This window comes from Paenibacillus sp. JNUCC32 (assembly GCF_014863545.1).
Lineage (GTDB): Bacteria > Bacillota > Bacilli > Paenibacillales > Paenibacillaceae > Paenibacillus_AQ > Paenibacillus_AQ lautus_A.
This window is the reverse complement of sequence record NZ_CP062260.1, coordinates 6,865,891-6,883,587: the sequence shown is the minus strand read 5'-3', so window position 1 is coordinate 6,883,587 and position 17,697 is coordinate 6,865,891. Positions and strand designations below refer to the sequence as shown.

General features: G+C 50.7%; 17 protein-coding genes and 5 tRNA genes. 3 read left to right on the top strand and 19 right to left on the bottom strand.

All coding sequences use genetic code 11. The features are described from left to right. Window positions 1-94: 94 nt before the first annotated feature. From JNUCC32_RS30735 to JNUCC32_RS30695, 9 genes are all read right to left on the bottom strand, one after another. Complete coding sequence (locus JNUCC32_RS30735) at window positions 95-1,762, bottom strand: AraC family transcriptional regulator (protein ID WP_192570693.1); 1,668 nt, start codon at window positions 1,760-1,762, stop codon at window positions 95-97. Window positions 1,763-2,016: 254 nt separating this feature from the next. After that, entirely contained in the window at window positions 2,017-2,481 is a 465-nt protein-coding gene (locus tag JNUCC32_RS30730) for a KGG domain-containing protein (protein ID WP_015737244.1), read from the bottom strand. Window positions 2,482-2,680: 199 nt separating this feature from the next. Further along, window positions 2,681-2,763, bottom strand: a tRNA-Leu gene (locus JNUCC32_RS30725). 38 nt (window positions 2,764-2,801) lie between these two features. Beyond that, window positions 2,802-2,877: transfer RNA gene (locus tag JNUCC32_RS30720), tRNA-Lys, on the bottom strand. 255 nt (window positions 2,878-3,132) lie between these two features. Beyond that, a tRNA-Glu gene (locus tag JNUCC32_RS30715) sits at window positions 3,133-3,207 on the bottom strand. A gap of 116 nt (window positions 3,208-3,323) precedes the next feature. Beyond that, window positions 3,324-4,019, bottom strand: a complete 696-nt coding sequence (locus tag JNUCC32_RS30710; RefSeq protein ID WP_192570692.1) for a Type 1 glutamine amidotransferase-like domain-containing protein — start codon at window positions 4,017-4,019, stop codon at window positions 3,324-3,326. Window positions 4,020-4,492: 473 nt separating this feature from the next. Next, a tRNA-Ser gene (locus JNUCC32_RS30705) sits at window positions 4,493-4,581 on the bottom strand. 3 nt (window positions 4,582-4,584) lie between these two features. Then, window positions 4,585-4,660, bottom strand: a tRNA-Asn gene (locus JNUCC32_RS30700). A 26-nt stretch (window positions 4,661-4,686) separates the two neighbouring features. Then, entirely contained in the window at window positions 4,687-5,193 is a 507-nt protein-coding gene (locus tag JNUCC32_RS30695; protein WP_228468850.1) for a SprT family protein, read from the bottom strand. 98 nt (window positions 5,194-5,291) lie between these two features. Between JNUCC32_RS30695 and JNUCC32_RS30690 the strand changes: the two genes are divergently transcribed. Beyond that, complete coding sequence (locus JNUCC32_RS30690) at window positions 5,292-5,642, top strand: hypothetical protein (RefSeq protein ID WP_009594449.1); 351 nt, start codon at window positions 5,292-5,294, stop codon at window positions 5,640-5,642. A gap of 80 nt (window positions 5,643-5,722) precedes the next feature. Continuing rightward, window positions 5,723-5,854 carry a cortex morphogenetic protein CmpA gene (cmpA, locus tag JNUCC32_RS30685; RefSeq protein WP_015737250.1) on the top strand — a complete coding sequence of 44 codons (132 nt, stop codon included), beginning with the start codon at window positions 5,723-5,725 and terminating at the stop codon, window positions 5,852-5,854. A 97-nt stretch (window positions 5,855-5,951) separates the two neighbouring features. On the opposite strand, the gene JNUCC32_RS30680 is transcribed toward cmpA, so the two are convergent. Continuing rightward, window positions 5,952-6,422 (bottom strand): DinB family protein, encoded by a 471-nt coding sequence (locus JNUCC32_RS30680; protein ID WP_192570691.1) that lies wholly within the window; start codon window positions 6,420-6,422, stop codon window positions 5,952-5,954. 144 nt (window positions 6,423-6,566) lie between these two features. Here JNUCC32_RS30680 and JNUCC32_RS30675 point away from each other — a divergent pair, with 144 nt between their 5' ends. Next, window positions 6,567-7,127: a CGNR zinc finger domain-containing protein gene (locus JNUCC32_RS30675; RefSeq protein WP_192570690.1), complete on the top strand. Its 561-nt coding sequence runs from the start codon at window positions 6,567-6,569 to the stop codon at window positions 7,125-7,127. 205 nt (window positions 7,128-7,332) lie between these two features. Here JNUCC32_RS30675 and JNUCC32_RS30670 read toward each other — a convergent pair whose 3' ends face one another. The 9 genes from JNUCC32_RS30670 to JNUCC32_RS30630 all read right to left on the bottom strand — a co-directional run bounded on the left by JNUCC32_RS30670 (window position 7,333) and on the right by JNUCC32_RS30630 (window position 17,653). Beyond that, a complete protein-coding gene (locus tag JNUCC32_RS30670) occupies window positions 7,333-9,549 on the bottom strand; it encodes a Tex family protein (RefSeq protein ID WP_277746902.1) in 2,217 nt (738 codons plus the stop codon). Window positions 9,550-9,971: 422 nt separating this feature from the next. Beyond that, window positions 9,972-10,322: a type II toxin-antitoxin system PemK/MazF family toxin gene (locus JNUCC32_RS30665; protein WP_006212388.1), complete on the bottom strand. Its 351-nt coding sequence runs from the start codon at window positions 10,320-10,322 to the stop codon at window positions 9,972-9,974. A gap of 3 nt (window positions 10,323-10,325) precedes the next feature. After that, a complete protein-coding gene (locus JNUCC32_RS30660) occupies window positions 10,326-10,607 on the bottom strand; it encodes a CopG family ribbon-helix-helix protein (protein ID WP_028406492.1) in 282 nt (93 codons plus the stop codon). A gap of 227 nt (window positions 10,608-10,834) precedes the next feature. Continuing rightward, on the bottom strand, window positions 10,835-12,022 hold the full coding sequence (gene alr / locus JNUCC32_RS30655) for an alanine racemase (RefSeq protein ID WP_192570689.1): 1,188 nt from the start codon (window positions 12,020-12,022) through the stop codon (window positions 10,835-10,837). 272 nt (window positions 12,023-12,294) lie between these two features. Then, window positions 12,295-13,407 carry an outer membrane lipoprotein-sorting protein gene (locus JNUCC32_RS30650; RefSeq protein WP_096776514.1) on the bottom strand — a complete coding sequence of 371 codons (1,113 nt, stop codon included), beginning with the start codon at window positions 13,405-13,407 and terminating at the stop codon, window positions 12,295-12,297. 263 nt (window positions 13,408-13,670) lie between these two features. Then, window positions 13,671-14,999 (bottom strand): MFS transporter, encoded by a 1,329-nt coding sequence (locus JNUCC32_RS30645; RefSeq protein WP_192570688.1) that lies wholly within the window; start codon window positions 14,997-14,999, stop codon window positions 13,671-13,673. Between the two features lie 62 nt (window positions 15,000-15,061). Continuing rightward, window positions 15,062-15,562, bottom strand: a complete 501-nt coding sequence (locus tag JNUCC32_RS30640; protein ID WP_192570687.1) for a winged helix-turn-helix domain-containing protein — start codon at window positions 15,560-15,562, stop codon at window positions 15,062-15,064. 169 nt (window positions 15,563-15,731) lie between these two features. Further along, window positions 15,732-16,292, bottom strand: coding sequence for a GNAT family N-acetyltransferase (locus JNUCC32_RS30635; protein WP_192570686.1), 561 nt, complete (start codon window positions 16,290-16,292; stop codon window positions 15,732-15,734). Window positions 16,293-16,324: 32 nt separating this feature from the next. Next, window positions 16,325-17,653: an alpha/beta hydrolase gene (locus tag JNUCC32_RS30630; RefSeq protein WP_192570685.1), complete on the bottom strand. Its 1,329-nt coding sequence runs from the start codon at window positions 17,651-17,653 to the stop codon at window positions 16,325-16,327. Window positions 17,654-17,697 lie beyond the last annotated feature (44 nt).

Genomic DNA, 17,697 nt, shown 5'->3' with positions numbered 1-17,697 from the left:
GATCCATGATCATTTAATAATTGATAATGATTATCATTATTGATCATACTATCGGATTTGCTCTTTTTGCACCATGGACAAATAACCGGATTCCTCATGGACATTTTCCGGAAAACAACCGGATGGCCTCCTCCGCCATCTGCTCCATTGCAATGGGCGAATACTCACGCCAAGGATAAGAGGATATTTGATGGAACGTTCCCTCTCTCACCGCGGAGATGGTCATCCACTCCGGCGTCGCCTGCAGTCTCCTCCAATAGGCAAGCGTTTCGGAATCTTGACGGATCAGAAGAAGCAGATGGTTTGCACGGCTCTCCCTGATCTGCTCCATCGTTAAACACCCCTCATTCAGCTGATCCATAGGCAGGGCCGGCTGAAAACCGAAATCATCGAATAGTATTTCCTTCATGCCCGGATGGCTGTATGCCCGAAGTTCATCCTGATGCAGGCGGGCGGTCAAAAGCGTGCGGGCTTCCCTATTGCTAGATGGGAGCTTCTCCCGGTAAGCCGATATTTTGTGATGAAACGCTTCAATCCACTGCTCTGCTTCAGGCAGCCTGTCCAGCATTTTGGCGAGACTAAGCAAGTTGAACCGCCATCCTTCCTGCTCTCCCGGCATTTCATAGAGAGGGGCGATCTGCCGAAGCTGCTCCTTCTCCCACTCCTCGACCCCCTGCGCGCACACGATGAGCTCCGGACGTGCCGTGGCCAGCTTTTCCAGATTCGCATATTTGTTATGGTTCTGGCGGTATGCATCCAGATGAACCGGAATATCGGGGCCGAGATGGTTATAGTAATGCTGTGACCACTTCGGATGAAGCGGAGCCGCATACGGCGTGAAATCCAGCGGCATGGCGTAACCCAATAGGCTCGTTGAGCCGTACATCGCCAGTTTGTTTTTCCTTGTCTTCATATAGGCGGAGGGCGAGATCCCGAAAGCTTTCTTAAATTTGCGGCTGAAATAAAATTCATCCTTATACCCCACCATATGGGCAACCTCACGCAGCAAGGAATCCGAACCCAGCATCAATTGTTTGGCCTTGTTCAAACGGACGCTCGCCAAATAATCCATCGCGCTGTGCCCATAGGTCTTCTTATATACCTCTACAAAATACTTGGGGCTCAGCTCGGAGAGATTCGCCAGCTGCTCGATCGTTAAATCTTCATCATAATGCTCTTCGATATACTCCTTCACCCGCTCCAGCGCTTGCCGTTTATCATTCTTGGCATATGGGCTGCATTCGGCCATCATCGTGTACAACAGCTCCTGAAAATCCAGCTGAGCCCTCCACTGCTTCATGGGCTCCATGCTGTGAAAATCCTTATACATCGCCCGGCAGACGAGATTCAAGCGGTCCGGGGAGCTGACGACAAAGATGCCGTCATAGGGCATGAATGCGGCGCCGTCCACTTCATGCAACCGACCGCAGCCCGACATCCCTTCATAGAAGCCAAAATGAAGAATCGCCACCGCTGTCTGTTCCTGTTCCTCGGAACTCCAGTACTCGCCGCTCGTAATACCAAAAGTAGATCCAGCCGCGCAAAAATAAACGCACCCCTTATTCATGCGTGTCACTTGCTCTGCCTGCTGCAAACAGGTCTCTCCGCTAAGCGGGACGATCAAGGCCGGCTGCACGGCCAACTGTTGTTCCAAGGACATCCCTTGCCCATGAACAATATCCATATTCCATAAACGGGCCATGAACCCGCTGTATTCTCTTGGCTCTCCCTTGCTGGTATTCATCGATAGGTTTAACATCATTGCAGACCCCAACCTTAAATGAGAATGGTTATCATTATCATATAATTATCATACACCGTATCAAATGTCCAGTACGTTCTTCGTCTTTTCCATAATGCGCCATGATAGTCAGGCTAAAAAAGAAAGCAGCCATGTCTCCCTAAAAGGAGTCATGGCTGCTGCTATTTACAAATGTGTCTGAAGGCGGATCTTTTGAATGAAAGAGTTTCAACCCCCTCCAACGGGAGTCTCTTCTTACATCCGCTGAATTTTCATTAATTTCCCCGTTGGCGCTGCCGGGCTCTAGCCTCGCCGCCTTTGCGGCCCGCTTCTTCACGGCTCATCTTGCCATCCCCGTTGCTGCCGCTGCCGTTTCTGGCTTCGCCGCCCTGCTGTCCAATTTCTTGGTAGAACTCGCGACCATGGGAATCCGAGGTAGCCTCGCCGCCTTTGCGGCCGATTTCCTCATAGAACTCCCTGCCATGGGAGTCGGAAGTCGCTTCGCCGCCCTTCTGGCCAATCTCTTGATAAAACTCCTTATCATGGGAGTTTGACGTGGAGTCTCCGCCTTTTTTGCCGATTTCCTGATAAAATTCTTTGTCATGGGAGCGGGACGTCGCTTCGCCGCCCTTCCGTCCGATCTCTTGGTAAAACTCTTTATCATGGTTGTTCGCTGTTGCTTCTCCACCTAAACGTCCTGCTTCTTCACGGCTCATCTTACCATTATTGTTATTAGCCATTCTGAATCACTCCTTATAGGTTTTTGGAAGTTGTTGCTCGTCCACGATATGATATTAACCTCTTGACCAGAGATGAAACACCGGTTTTGCATAAACGCGCAATGAAAAATATCTAAAATATGGATAATCTCTATGGAAATCCTGATATATAAATAAAAAAGCTCCACGCTATGCGTGAAGCTTCTTCTTCAACCTGGTATGCGGTAGAGAGGACTCGAACCTCCACGGGTATACACCCACTACCCCCTCAAGATAGCGTGTCTGCCATTCCACCACTACCGCATAATATAAGGGATACATCTTTTCGTGCTAAGTAAAAATGGTGAGCCATGAAGGACTCGAACCTTCGACACCCTGATTAAAAGTCAGGTGCTCTACCAACTGAGCTAATGGCTCTCGATGACAATCGTGCGGCTGCCATATAGAAAGTGGTGACCCGTAGGGGATACTCTCACTTCGTTCGAGACTGCGAAGTTTATCCTAACGATGGTTATGCTTCGACGAACCGACGGGGTTCTCATCCCGAAGTTATATAGAAAGTGGTGACCCGTAGGGGATACTCTCACTTCGTTCGAGACTGCGAAGTTTATCCTAACGATGGTTATGCTTCGACGAACCGACGGGGTTCTCATCCCGAAGTTATATAGAAAGTGGTGACCCGTAGGGGATTCGAACCCCTGTTACCTCCGTGAAAGGGAGGTGTCTTAACCCCTTGACCAACGGGCCACTTTAACCACGTCGCCGTGACGACAAGATTGAGTATAGCACAATTTCAAAAATGCTGGCAAGCTTTTTTTTCGCAAATTTTTAAATTTATTTACGGAGCTTATTCGGCCAATAAATCAGCCTAAAAAATCCGGTGTCAACTTCCCTTCTTGAACGCTATTTCCTTCACGCTTCACATGGTATGCATGTGCATTTTCCCTTGAGCTTACGATTCGATGCAACCGTCCGTCCATGAAATGCAATGCAACCCCATCATCAGCAGCATATCCTGCTTTTGCTTCACCTTGAAGCACGAGTTTGTGATAGGCGGGCCTTCTTTTGCTCTCAGCATCATAATGCGGGCAATGACTGCCTTGTAATATACCCAGACCATCAAGTTCGTACAAAGGCCCGTTCAACGGGTCCGTCACCCCTTGCTCAAACCAGCAAATGGAGCCAGCGCTTAACCCGGTTAAAATGACACCCTGTTCATATGCCTCTTTGAGTATCTGATCCAGGCCCCATTCCTTCCACAAGACCAGCATATTCCGGGTATTGCCCCCGCCAACATAAATGATATCCTTCTCGAGTACAAAAGACCGAAGATCGGCAAAGTTCGGCTGGAACAGTGACAGATGACTGGGAATACACGGCAGTGTCCGGAAAGCATGATAGAACCGTTCAACATAACCATCCGCATCTCCGCTTGCCGTCGGAACAAAACACACTTTAGGCAATTCTTTCGATACTTGTGCCAAAACATAGCGATCAAGCAGCAAATTATCAGGTTCCATCGAGAAACCGCCGCCACCCATTGCAATAATCTGTTTCATCGGGCTTTATTCCCCCATTCATGGGATACTCTCCCTTCGGTCGAGACTGCGAAGTATCCTTAACGCTGATTATGCTCCGACGAAACCTATCAGGGTTCTCATCCCTATGCAAAAAAAAGCTCCCGATCACTTGGTGATGGGAGCTTTCTTCGATGTCATGCTAAAGCGAAAGAGAGAGGGATACTCTCCCTTCGGTCGAGACTGCGAAGTATCCCTAACGCTGATTATGCTCCGACGAAACCTATCAGGGTTCTCATCCCTATGCAAAAAAAGCTCCCGATCACTTGGTGATGGGAGCTTTCTTCGATGTCATGCTAAAGCGAAAGAGAGAGGGATACTCTCCCTTCGGTCGAGACTGCGAAGTTTCCCTAACGCTGATTATGCTCCGACGAACCCTATCAGGGTTCTCATCCCTATGCAAAAAAAGCTCCCGATCACTTGGTGATGGGAGCTTTCTTCGATGTAATGCTCAACGGAGAGAGAGGGATTCGAACCCTCGCACCGCTTACGCAGTCTAACCCCTTAGCAGAGGGTCCCCTTATAGCCACTTGGGTATCTCTCCATATGGCTCCCCGAACAGGACTCGAACCTGTGACAACTCGATTAACAGTCGAGTGCTCTACCAACTGAGCTATCAGGGAACGTGAAGTTGAATACTAATAATTTATCATGACTTCTTAGGGGAGTCAAGCTTCAGAAGCGTTAGACGCCCGCCGCACTTTCCGCACCGATACCGGGCCGGATCCATCTTCCGTTTACGCAGGTATTCCGTCCCGCAGTCGCCGCAGCGAAGCATGTATCGGTACGGTTCCGGTTGACGTCGACCCGCCGTCTTGCCCTTCGGCAACGATTTGCAGAAACGGCTTCCTCCAACGGCCTGCAGCAGTTTCTTGAAATCGGCATCGCGATGGCGATATCCCCTGCCCGCAATGTGGAGATGATAATGGCACAGCTCATGCTTGATGATCTTCTCCACCTCTTCCCTGCCGTGCGTGGCCAGCTGATGCGGATTGATCTCGATATGATGGCTTTTCATGAAATAGCGGCCGCCGGTCGAGGACAATCGCCGGTTAAACGTAGCCTGATGCCTGAACGGAACCCGAAAGCTCTCCAGCGAGATTTTCTCGACCCAGACCTGCAGCTCCTCATTACTCATCTCGTTCGTTGTCACCATGTCTGATCCTTCCTTTGCCCTGATAAATGCTACTTGAATTTTAACTTCTCTCTGGGCTACACTGTCAAGTAGAAAGTATGGAGGGAGAACCTGCAATCATGCCGAACATGCGCTACGTTATTTTAAAGGGTCAGGACGAGCTGTTCTTTGTCGAAATGCCCAGTGACTATGCTTACCAGCTCAGTGCCCTGAATTTACGCCTGAACAAGGAAATCGATAAACTCACCGCAGCAGGCAAACCTCAGCTGCCTCTTGCCGTAGCCGAATGCGACCATTTGGATTTGCTGCAGGAATCGCTGAGCATTCAGGGTGGTCTTGAATACATAAATGAGCTTGAGCAGGCCTTTGCTTCCCTGAACGAAAAGGAATATCCGCTCATCTCGCTGCTTACCGAAATTCGGGCCCTTCAAGCTCAGCTCGAGCAATGGTACGAGGAAGAAGCGCAATAATCGAGGTAGACCTGCACGCTTTGGGCATTTTCCCCATATGCTATCCATACAGATGGAAATAGCAAGAGGAGGAGATACCCTTGCCGCAATGGCTCTGCAATCAGTTGACACGCGCTTTCCGCAAGAAGGACAGACGTCAGATCAAGCTGCTGAACGAATGCTGGTACTTTTACCGGAATTCCCCAGGTGAAGAAAATTCGAATGCCCGTTAGGGCCTGCAATCGATCCATAAGGTTGACAATAAGCCGGACGCTCTGTCCGGCTTATTTTTGCATTGTAATAGGTGGACTGCATTCGTCGAATCCGCTCCTATAATTCGCTTCGTCTAGCTGGCCAGGAGCCCTGAAGCTTCCGCATAAAAACGATTTGCCCCGTATGATAGGCGTCATGCATGATTAAGCTGAGTATCCGCTGCGGCGATTCTTCGATCTCGGCTTCCGTCATCGCCTCGAACTTCTGTCTTAACGTTGCATGAACCTCCTGAAGCTGATTCCGGGCCGTATTCCAGGCCTCCTCACTGGTGTCATGGATCAGAAACGTCTCGTCGTTTCCTATCCCTTCATTATGAAGCGGTCTCCCTTCCAATCTGCCGAGCAAACGCTGCTTATAATACAGCAAATGCTGCACGTTCTCCCAAATGGAATTCGCCGCCTCCCCTTCCGGCTTCCACAATGCCTGCTCGAGCGTAACCTCCTTCAGCGCCGGTAGAATCGGAGGATACCAATCCTCCTGATCCATCGCATAATCCCAGTTTTGCAGCAGCAATTCCTTCATGTTCATATCCATCGCCTCCGCTTTGAATGTAACTACCATAAATAAAATAGAGCGTTACATAAAAACTAACACACTTCAGATCCCAATACAAGTAACTAGCAACATATATATTTACTTGTTACAATGATGAGACAAGAAAGGATGAGCTTCATGTTATGGGATGATTTTATAAACAGCGAATGGCATGACTGGAGAGGCAGCGGCCGATCCGAGGACCGGCTCGCCCGGGAGGATTGGCTCACTGAATTTATTAGCGAGCATGAGCTCCACATCGCCGTTCCGCTGACTTCGGATGAACTGGAACTTCTCCGGCAGCTCCGATCCTTCCTGCGATTATGCGTTCAGCGCATCGTTGCAGGTACCCTCCCTTCCCGCCAGCAAGTAGAGGAATTGAACCGCTGGATGGCGACAGGGCCGGTCATTCGGCAGCTCAAGATCGAAGAGGATCAAAAAGGGGTACTTTCTTATATACCGCAAAATCCAGGCCTGCAAGCAGCCGCTGCCGAGATCGCCGGCTCCTTTGCGCAAGCCATCGAGCAAGGCGAGTTGACTCGATTTCGCATCTGCACCAATCCGGATTGTCTCTGGGTGTATTACGATGACACGCGGAACCGCTCCAAACGTTATTGCGATGATAAAATGTGCGGCAATCTGATGAAGGTCAGACGTTTTCGGGCGAAGAAAAAGCAGCAGTCAGAGCCTGAGAAATAGGCCGATCGTTTAAGCTGGCGCAGTATATCGCAACATACATGCTTACGATAAAAACGTCCTGCTTCTAAAGCTGAGTCATGACTAAACCTTCCTCCAGAATAAACTCTATTCGCAGTCGATCCAGCCCATGATGAAAAAAAGAACCCAAAAAAAGAGCCGTTTCTCCCAGAAGGAGAATACGGCTCTTTTTTAGCTTATTTTAGTTCTATCCTTGGTCTTTCGGCTTGCGCATCGTCAATCCGACGCGCCCCTTCTTCAAATCCACGTTCAGCACCCAAACGGTCACGTTATCCCCCACGGAGACGACATCCATCGGATGTTTAACAAATCCATCGCTCAGCTGGGAGATATGCACCAGGCCGTCGCTCTTGATGCCGATATCGACAAAGGCGCCGAAATCGATGACATTGCGTACCGTTCCCTGAAGCTCCATTCCCGGCACAAGATCCTCGATCTTCAGCACGTCCTGGCGGAAAATCGGCAGCGGCAGTTCCTCCCGCGGATCGCGTCCCGGACGCTGCAGGCTGTCCAGAATATCGCGAAGCGTCGGCACGCCCACCTCAAGCTTCACGGCCAGGCTCTCCGGCTGCTGGGCATCCAGCAGCTCAGCCAGCTCCTTGCTTCCCAGCTTGTCCAGGCCAACCTGGAGCTCCTGGAACAAACGGTCAACCACTGCATAGGATTCCGGGTGAATCGGAGTACGATCCAGGATGTTCTCGCCTTCCGAAATCCGCATGAAGCCCACGCACTGCTCATAGGTCTTGGCACCGAGACGCGGAACCTTCTGGAGCTGCTTCCGGCTGACAAACTTCCCGTTCTCTTCCCGGTACTTCACGATATTTTTCGCAATGGTGGCATTGATGCCGGCCACATAAGAGAGCAGCGATGGCGATGCCGTATTCACGTCCACCCCGACATGGTTCACCGCGGACTCCACGACGGCCTTCAAGCTTTCCTCCAGATGCTTCTGGGTAACGTCATGCTGATATTGGCCCACGCCGATCGACTTCGGATCGATCTTCACCAGTTCGGCCAGCGGATCCTGCACGCGGCGCGCAATCGAGGCTGCGCTGCGCTCGGCCACATCCAGATCCGGGAACTCTTCCTGCGCCAGCTTCGAAGCCGAATACACGCTTGCCCCGGCTTCGTTTACGATGAGGTAAGCAAGCTCTGGGTCGGCGAGCTCCGCAATGACTTCTTCCGCTACGAACTGCTCCGTTTCGCGGGATGCCGTACCGTTCCCGATGACAATGAGCTTGATTCCGTATTTCGCAATCAGCTCCTTGAACTTCGCGGCAGCCTCCCGCTTCTTGTTGGCCGGCGGCGTCGGATACGTGACGGCTACCTCGAGCAGCTTGCCCGTGTCATCGACTACAGCAAGCTTACATCCGGTACGGTAAGCCGGATCGACGCCCAGCACGCGGCGCCCCTTCACCGGCGGCTGCAGCAGCAAGCTGCGCAGATTCCCCGCAAAGATGGAGATCGCCTGGTTCTCCCCTTTTTCCGTCAACTCCCCGCGCACCTCGCGCTCTATCGATGGGGCTATGAGACGCTTGTAGGAGTCCTCGATCACCGCCGTCAGAATGTCCGAAACGGCCGACGGCCCTTTAAGCACCTGCTTTCCGATATACCCGTGTATGGATTCGGAAGGAACCTCCAGCCCCACCTTCAATATGTTCTCGCGCTCGCCCCGGTTAATGGCCAGTATCCGATGCGGCGGCATTTTCTTCGCCAATTCCCGGTAATTGTAATAGTTCTCGTACACGGATTCCGCTTCGGTATCCTTTGCCTCCGACGTCAAAATGCCATGATCCAGGCTGAACCGGCGTACCCAGGAACGAACGGCTGCATCATCGGCGATGTTCTCCGCCAATATATCCATCGCGCCTTGGAGGGCCTCTTCCGCCGAAGCCACGCCTTTCTCCTCATCGATATATTTCGCAGCCTCCACCATCGCATCGGCCTGCTTCGGCTGCGACCATATCCACTCCGACAGCGGCTCGAGTCCCTTTTCCTTGGCGACGCTCGCCCGCGTCTTGCGTTTTTGCTTATACGGACGGTAGAGATCTTCTACTTCCTGCAGCTTCACAGCCGCCGTAATCGATGCTTTCAGCTCTTCCGTCAGCTTGCCTTGCTCTTCTATGATGCGGATGACTTCCCGCTTACGGACCTCCAAATTGCGCAAATAGCCTGTCCGCTCTTCGATATCACGCAATTGGTTCTCATCCAGTTCGCCTGTCATTTCTTTACGGTAACGCGCAATAAACGGTATGGTATTGCCCTCATCCAGAAGTTCAACGGTCGTGCGCACCTGTTTCTCGGACAATTGAAGCTCCTTCGCGATCTGCTTCACGATCCGTTTCGATTCTTCCTTGCGAATCTGTTCTTCATTTACTTCCACAACAGCTTCTAATTCAGACAATGATATCCCTCTTTCTTCAATGAAACTATATTTGCTATTATCCCAAACTTAAGCGCTCATTTCCACTACATCGCTCACTTCGCAAGGCTTTAAGCTGCATTTAATGTCAATTTCATCTGATTTTAAGTTTCGGCTTATATTCTGTTACTACGAACATGCTGCTGCCGGATATCCACACTCCATAACGATCGGGAGGTCACCTTCGATGAATGACAAACATGCGATTGCCTGGTCTGTTGTCTGCCTACTGTTCATTGCAGCAGCGGTCACGACGGCATACGTGCTCATACCTACAAACGCGTAATCGATCGTCCCTAAGGGATAAACGCGCCTCGCCGCCACATAAAAACCCTCAAGGAATACTCCTTGAGGGTTTTTTGGCCGTAACCGTTCTATGTGGAACATGCAACGCTTGGATTGAATCAAAAATCAATCAAGCCCAGACTTATTTGCAGGGAATCATCCACCTTGCTCATCATTTCATCATCAAGATGGGTGATTTTGTCGGTTAGCCGCTGCTTATCAATCGTCCGGATCTGCTCTAGCAAAATGACGGAATCCCGGTCAAATCCATGCGACGCCGCGTCGATTTCGACGTGAGTCGGCAGCTTGGCTTTTTGAATCTGTGCCGTAATGGCTGCAACAATCACAGTCGGACTAAACCGGTTGCCGATATCGTTCTGAATGACAAGGACCGGTCTCACGCCGCCTTGCTCAGAACCGACAACAGGTGATAAATCCGCAAAAAATACGTCGCCCCGTTTAACGATCACTGTTTACACCCCGCTTACTAAGCGGTCTAGAGTGTTGTCTGCATCTTCCTCCGCGTGAAACGCCTCAGAAGCCATGGTCAGGTTAATTTTGGCCATTTCCATATAACCCCGCTGCATGGATTCACGAATGTAACGTTTCTTCCGTTCATTCAGGTACAACTTCATGGCCTGCCTAATAAGCTCACTGCGGTTGGAATTTTCCAGCTGAGCGATCCCGTCCACTTCCTGCAAAAGATGATCCGGTAAACTGATCATGATTCGTTTGGTGTTCTGCATATTGGCCACCTTCTATTACACCCCCACAACCTTCTCGCCCTGTGCACCAGTATTACATTATTCAAGGAAAATTATACAAAAGAATATATATGCCGAAGGTATATCAAGTATGCTGCATATCATTATAAACCACAATCGACACTTTCGTACAGACTTAAACGACATATTCCTAATTCGGGAAGATCTGTACGTATTCCTTCTTTCCTGAATAAATAACTTATGGCGACATGCTTTTTTTAAAGGTTGTTCCAGAGCGCGTTTACGGTCTTTACCGGTATATCATCGCGTATATAAAGACGCGGTACCCGGTGGGCAATCATGCAGACGACCTCATAGTGGATCGTCCCCAGCTTGGCTGCCAGCTCATCTGCCGTAATGCATTCGCCAGATTGCTGGCCGATGAGTACAACCTCTTCACCAGCTTTGATTTGTTCCGCCTCCTCGGCGAAAGATTTGAGCGATACCATACATTGGTCCATACAGATATTTCCGACTACAGGGACGCGGCGGCCGCGTATCAGCACTTCCGCTTTACCGCTCAGCATACGAGAGAAGCCATCGGCATAACCGATGGGAAGGGTTCCAATTCGTTCTTCCTGCTCCGTTACATACTTCGTCCCATAGCTGATGCCGGAATGCGGAGGTAAATTTTTGACGTAGACAAGCTTTGTCTTTAGCGTCATGACAGGGCGGAGGCTCACTGTCTTTCGATTCACCTCGTCCGAAGGATATAGTCCGTACAAGCCGATGCCGACACGAACCATATTATAGGATAGCTCAGGTGTATCGATCGCAGCAGCGCTGTTGCCCGTATGTATGATCGGGATATGGTAACCCTTATCCCGAAGAGCGTCCGCAACGCCCTGAAAACGGCGATACTGTCCCAACGTATAGTCTTTGTTCTCTTCATCCGCTCTTGCAAAATGGGTAAACATTCCTTCGACCACAACCTGCGGCAGCGATAACGCTTCTTCTATAAAAGAAATCGCATCTTCGCCGGGAAGCAGGCCCAAACGACCCATTCCGCTGTCAATCTTGATGTGTACCTTAAGCGGCTTCTCCGGCTTGACCGGCAGTGCCTTTATCGCTTGGAGCACTTCCGAACTGAACAGGGTTATGGTTACATCATACTCGTAAGCGATCTCTACAGCTTCCGGTGGGGTATAACCGAGCACCAGGATCGGGCCAGAGATGCCGCCTTGCCGAAGCTCAAGCGCTTCATCAAGGAAAGCCACGCTTAAGTATGCCGCACCCAGTTGCTGAAGTTCGCGTGCCACTTCTACGGCTCCGTGACCATAAGCGTTCGCCTTCACACAAGCAAGCAATTTCATGTGATCCGGCAGTGCCTCACGAAAAGCGTTATAGTTGGCGCGCAGATGGTCCAGGTTGATTTCCGCCAGGGTAGGTCGATATATCGCTTGCAATTCCAGTCACCTTCTTACCATTTTGAAAAAAGCATTATGCTTTACAATAGATTAATGGTAATGTTCCCGGGAGCAACTGTCAATTGAGACAAACTGCTTATTTATGGAGCTCGTGGTTCCATCCGGACGGCGAAACTTGGTGAAACGTCGGAATATCTGCAAAATATCGATGAAGTCCCCTGCCCAAATTCCTTTATTTGGAGAAAATAGGCGAATGGCCTCATTGTCGGAAGATTGCCCTCCTTCAATGCTTGGTATTCGCCTACTTCGTATTATTTACCCGATTCTCCCTGCATGGAAGCAGCGACTTTCTTCATTTCTTCGACTGGCAGATTAGCGCTCGTGATCCGGTATTCCACGCCTTCCGAACTCCAAGTCAGCGTTCTTTGCTGATCGCCGGTGAGCAGGCCGACCGTCGTGAAATCAATATACACCGCTTCGCCCGGAACGAGTGAAACCGCACGATCCGACGGTCTGGATTCCATGATCGTGTATTGGTATACGCCGTCGTACTTCAGAATAACCGCATGGTCCTTGCTCTCCGGAACTTCCATGGTGTCCTTGTTCGTAACCCCTGCAGGCACATATTCCGGATAGATGATGCCGAAGGATCCCATGTCGCCGCCGGCAGCCGTTTCCGTCAAGCCCTCGGTTCCCTGAGCGCCGTTCCCCTCCGTAGTGGAAGCCACCGGTACCCCGTTCTCGTCCACTTCCGCAATCGTCCCCTTCGCATCGTTCATGGCACTCAGATTCTTGTTGGTATCAAACGAATCCTTGGTTAGGTTCGTATCGAATGTAAAGGTATTGAACTTCACTTCAACGACGACATTGGCTTCCGAGTCCGATACTTGTACCTGTTTCGGCGTGTAGTTGTCCTTGGCGAGCCAGATCTTTTGACGAATCAAGGAATGACTGTGGTAGTTGGCGGCTACATCAAACACGTAGCTGTCCTTGTCCTCGGCAAACTGGCGCGTATTGTCGCTCAGAATGCTGCTAAGCAGCGTTTGATACAGATACACCTGCCCCTGATTATCCGGCCAGTCGCTCTTGAAGCGGAAGCTCTTATTTAAGCTTGGCGTCAGTACGAACACGCCGTCATCGTTGCGAAGCACGATTTGCGTAATATCCTTTTGCCCGTTGGTTAAGCTGATCCGATAGTAAGATGGAGATTGGTACCATACCTCAACCTGATACTCCTGCGGCGCCGAACCGGTATGTATGGTCATAACGCCCGCTCCCTGGTAAGCGCCCTTGGCACTTTCCAGCTTATCAGCCACCTTGCCCAGATCCTTCACAACGCTGTCTGCATTTTTCTTCCCGCATCCCGCCAGTATTGTTGTTAAGCATAATACTACCGCGAGCAGCACCCATGAAATCCGGCGCATGTCATCATCCCCTTCAACACTTGTTTTGACTTGATTGATACATGTCTATGAGGGACTTGGTCACATTATGCAGACTAGCCTGACAAGCATGATTACAGCGGACTGCGGCATGGGCTTAAGATCGCTCACGGCGTAAAAAACGAGCCAGGATGAATCCATTCGATCGCCGATTCATCCGGGGCTCGTTATTAAAATGGCGGCATGGGTTTCCCTATCCGAGACTTATTCTTCAACAAGCATCAACCTCATCCAAGTCAGCCATCTTAATGGGCAGCATGCAGCGAGACGGACTTCTCAGGCGTTGCGTTCGTGTAAGGCGCGAACCATTCCTCATCCACTTGGTCAGGTGACGGAAGGCTGCGGGTGGTCGAGTCGAAGACCCAGAAGATCCCTACGCAGAACACGGCGATTCCGCATCCCGCGATAACGGAGGAGCTGGCCGCAACCACGCCAAGGGCACCTCCAATCAGGCTGCCAAGCGGCATGGCAATTCCGCTGAGTCCGCTTGCTGCCGCGAACACCGTGCCCAATCTTTTCTCGGGTATCGCCTTCTGAATGACCGAATTGATGATCACGTTCGTAATGCCTCCCGGAAACCATGCCAGGCCGTACACCAGAACGACAAGCCAGGTCCAAGGGGTGAACACGCTGAGACACCAGGCAGCACCCGACAAACAAAACGCTCCGGCAAAAAGATATCCAAGCGGCAGGCGCTCCAGCTTCAAATACGGAGCCAGGATCGCTCCCAGCAAACTTCCGCAAGCCTGGGCCATGAGCAAGATCCCGTACACGCCGGCTCCGCCGAGGCTGTCGGCGAACGCAGGCATAACCGTGAAGGTAGCGCCGCCTGCGGCATTGATGACGATAATCCCCATCTGTACCCGAGCGAGCGGAGTTGCCAGGATGTAGCGGAGACCTTCTTTCATGTCGGTCCAATAATCGCTGAGAGCCTTTTGCATCGTTTTTGAAGTAACGGACGCTTTCGCCGTTGTTTTATTCTCGTTGTTATCGGAAGTCTTGATGGACTTCTTGATTTTCAATTGCGCAAACAACAAAGCTCCGACGAAAAATCCAATGGAATTCCATAAGTAAAGGGATACTGCGCCCAGCACGACAATCAATACGCCGGATATGGCATTGCAAGCGACATCGATGCCTTGGTAGGCCAGGGAGAACAGCGAGTTGCCTTGCGTCAGCTGCTTCTTTTCGAGAATTTTAGGAAGGGCCGACATTTGGGCCGGATATACCCACATATTCAACGTCGATAGAATCGGTGTAATCGCCAGTACAAGGCCGACCGTCAGAAAGTCGAAATAAAATGCAAGCGGAACGATCAACAGAAGAAGCGCTTGAATGAACTGGGTGTACACCAGAAGCCCCCGTATGGGAACGCGGTCGATCATCGGGCCGGATAACAATTGAATGATCCGGGGGAGAATCGAGAGGAGGCCGGCAAGCCCTGTATACAGCGTCGAACCTCCCAGATCGTATACCAGCCACATGGCCGCTACAGCATACAGGCTGTCACCGATATTCGTAAGGATTCGGCCAATAAACAATAGCAGAAAATTGCGATTCTTTAAAATCTCCACAGAGAAACACTCCCTTATTTTTCAATTTTATCGTTTAGGAGAAGAGGCTGTGAGGCCCCTTCCTATTTGGACGTTTCCGTCGAAACCACATTGATCCCAACGGCATACTCCTTGCTGTCTTCCCCTTTGGTCGCGATGGTCTTATTCACCCATTTTTCGAGCAGTTCCTTGAACTCCGTTGTCATCTCCTCATATTGGTCGGCGTTCAGCTGCAGCCTCAAGCTAATTCGGGTTCGGGTCGCCGCGTCGTAATCTTCGGCAAGAACCGGGTCCATCGTTTGCGTTCCCTTGGTGTTAAACCACTTCGCTTTGGATTTATAATATTTCTCAACGATGCCGCCGACCGTCCGGGTCTCCACCAAATCTATCAGCCCGCCGTCATATAACTTCTGGATATGATAGTGGATGCTTCCCGGCGAATCTCCCAATTCATCCGCGACTTGTTTGGAGGTTTTGGCCGTATCCAGCATGGTTCCGAGAATTTTCACCCTCTGGGCACTGCCTAGCAGCTTCGCTTGTTCCACCGATATTTCAATGCTTTGATTTTGATCTTGATCCATCATGCAGCTCTCCATTCTAATTGAATTATTCATTCTAAACTTGTTATTCATACGATTATTTTCGTTTGATCTAATTTAGTTTATCAATCTAATTTTTTAGATCGGTATGTCACAATAATAAACCACCTATTACCATTTGTAAATAGGCGGTTTATAAATTGTTTATTTTTTTCTACACGGGCTTGACCATATGATGATAAACATGCCCGTTAATTATGATGTCCTTATCCGTTTTATATCCTTTTCGGTCGTACAAGGAATGGGCACGATGATTGTCCGTCACCACGGCGAGGGCAATTTTATGGTACTTAAGCTCCTTCGCCCGGTTCTCCGCATGAAGTATGAGCGCCGAGCCGAGCCCCTTGCCTCCAAACTGCGGGGAAACGGATAACGTATCGATATAGTATTCATCTTCATCCGCTTCTTGATCCAGCGTTACGGTAGGGTCGTTCTTCAGCTTCCGCAGTCGATCCAAGATGGGACGGTCCAATTCGGCCGCTTGATCGCCGCCGTAAGCAACGATGATGCCGGCCACCTCGCCGTCGATCTCCTTCACGGCAGACTGACGGTAACTGAGCCTGCCCTCGTCCGCCCGAAAATATTGCTCCAGCACTTCAAGCGCTTTCTCTTCGCTGTCTTCCCCCGTTAACCGATGAGCTACATCGTGCAGTGCGTCATACAGCAGCCTGGCTGCCGCGCCCGCATCCTGTGGCCTTGCTGATCTGATGGTCATGCTGATTCAACCTCCAATTGCCAATCCATCTTTTAAACATCCCAGTCCTCAACCTCGTAAAACAGCTCCAAGTCGGACGTTGCCGTAAACGAACGCCGTTTCACTTTGGGATCCCCGATCTTCTCATGCAATCCAAACCCTCGCGATACCTTGAACGTAAAAGACAAACCATGCGGTACCATCGCGCTTCCCCTGTAAACGCCCTCTCCGCTGTACGGAATCTCAAATCCGGCATAGATCATGGGAGAAACGGGCGTTGCAGGAGGTACCTTCACCTCAATCGCGACTTTCACGAATTCCGGAAGTTCTTCAACGATCGTAATCTCTTTATCCGCGCTTAAGCTTCCCATTTGCAGCGTAATCCGGGTGCTGCCGGGAGTTCGAGGCTTCAGCGTTCCGTCCGGCAGTATCGTGAGCAATTCCGGAGACTCAACATGATATGTTCCATTCATCAACGTTTGAACAAATCCGCTGTCGTATGTAATGACCGGATTCAGTTGCTTGACGGGCCCGTTTACCCCTGCGACGCCGTCGCCATCCAGCTTGACCGAGACCGGTTCACCAATGTTTCCGAAAAAATACAGCAGCGGTGCGTGCGCTCTGCCTGCCCAGTCGCTTTGGCTGTGAGCTGCTCCCGGATCCAGGAACAGCATGAGATCATCCCCCGGCACAAAACCGTCCTCAACCAAGCGTTCCGCTTCCTCCCGGGCGTATTTTTCCATGAAAACACCTTCCGCACCGCCCATATCCAGCCAAACCCGAAGATTCGGGTGCGTACCGTATCTTTCATAAAAGGGATGTTCCTTCAGTTCGCCCCGTTCATCGAATTGGGCTCTGACAAAATAAGGCGACATGACCGCAATGCTGCCGAACACATCCGGCCTCCGGAAACCGATGTTGTAGGTGACGATTCCGCCCGCGGACGAGCCCATCATAGCCGTATGCTCCGGGCCCCTCAACGTTCGAAAATTCTGGTTGATATAAGGCATCACTTCTTCAATGATAAAGGTTTCGTACCGTTCGCCGGCAAACGGCGGATCGAACACCTGATGCATCCGTGGGTTGTCATGGAAATACTCATTCAGCCTTTGATGGGGAACCGTGGCGATGCCGACGATGATAATTTCCTCCATCCGCCCCTCGGAAACCAGCCGATCCGCGGTGACGTGCATATCCCATGAGCCGCCTCGCTCATCCGCTGAAAATACGTGCTGCCCGTCATGCATATAGAGTACGGCATAATGCTTCTCCGTATTCTCGTGATAACTGGGTGGAAGATATACATACAAACTCCGGGTATTGCTTAAGCTAACCGATGGAAAATCTGCGATCTCTACCATTCTTGAGGACATACTGACCATTCTAACCCCTCCTGATTATTTTTGCACCACATGTGCGGTTAACA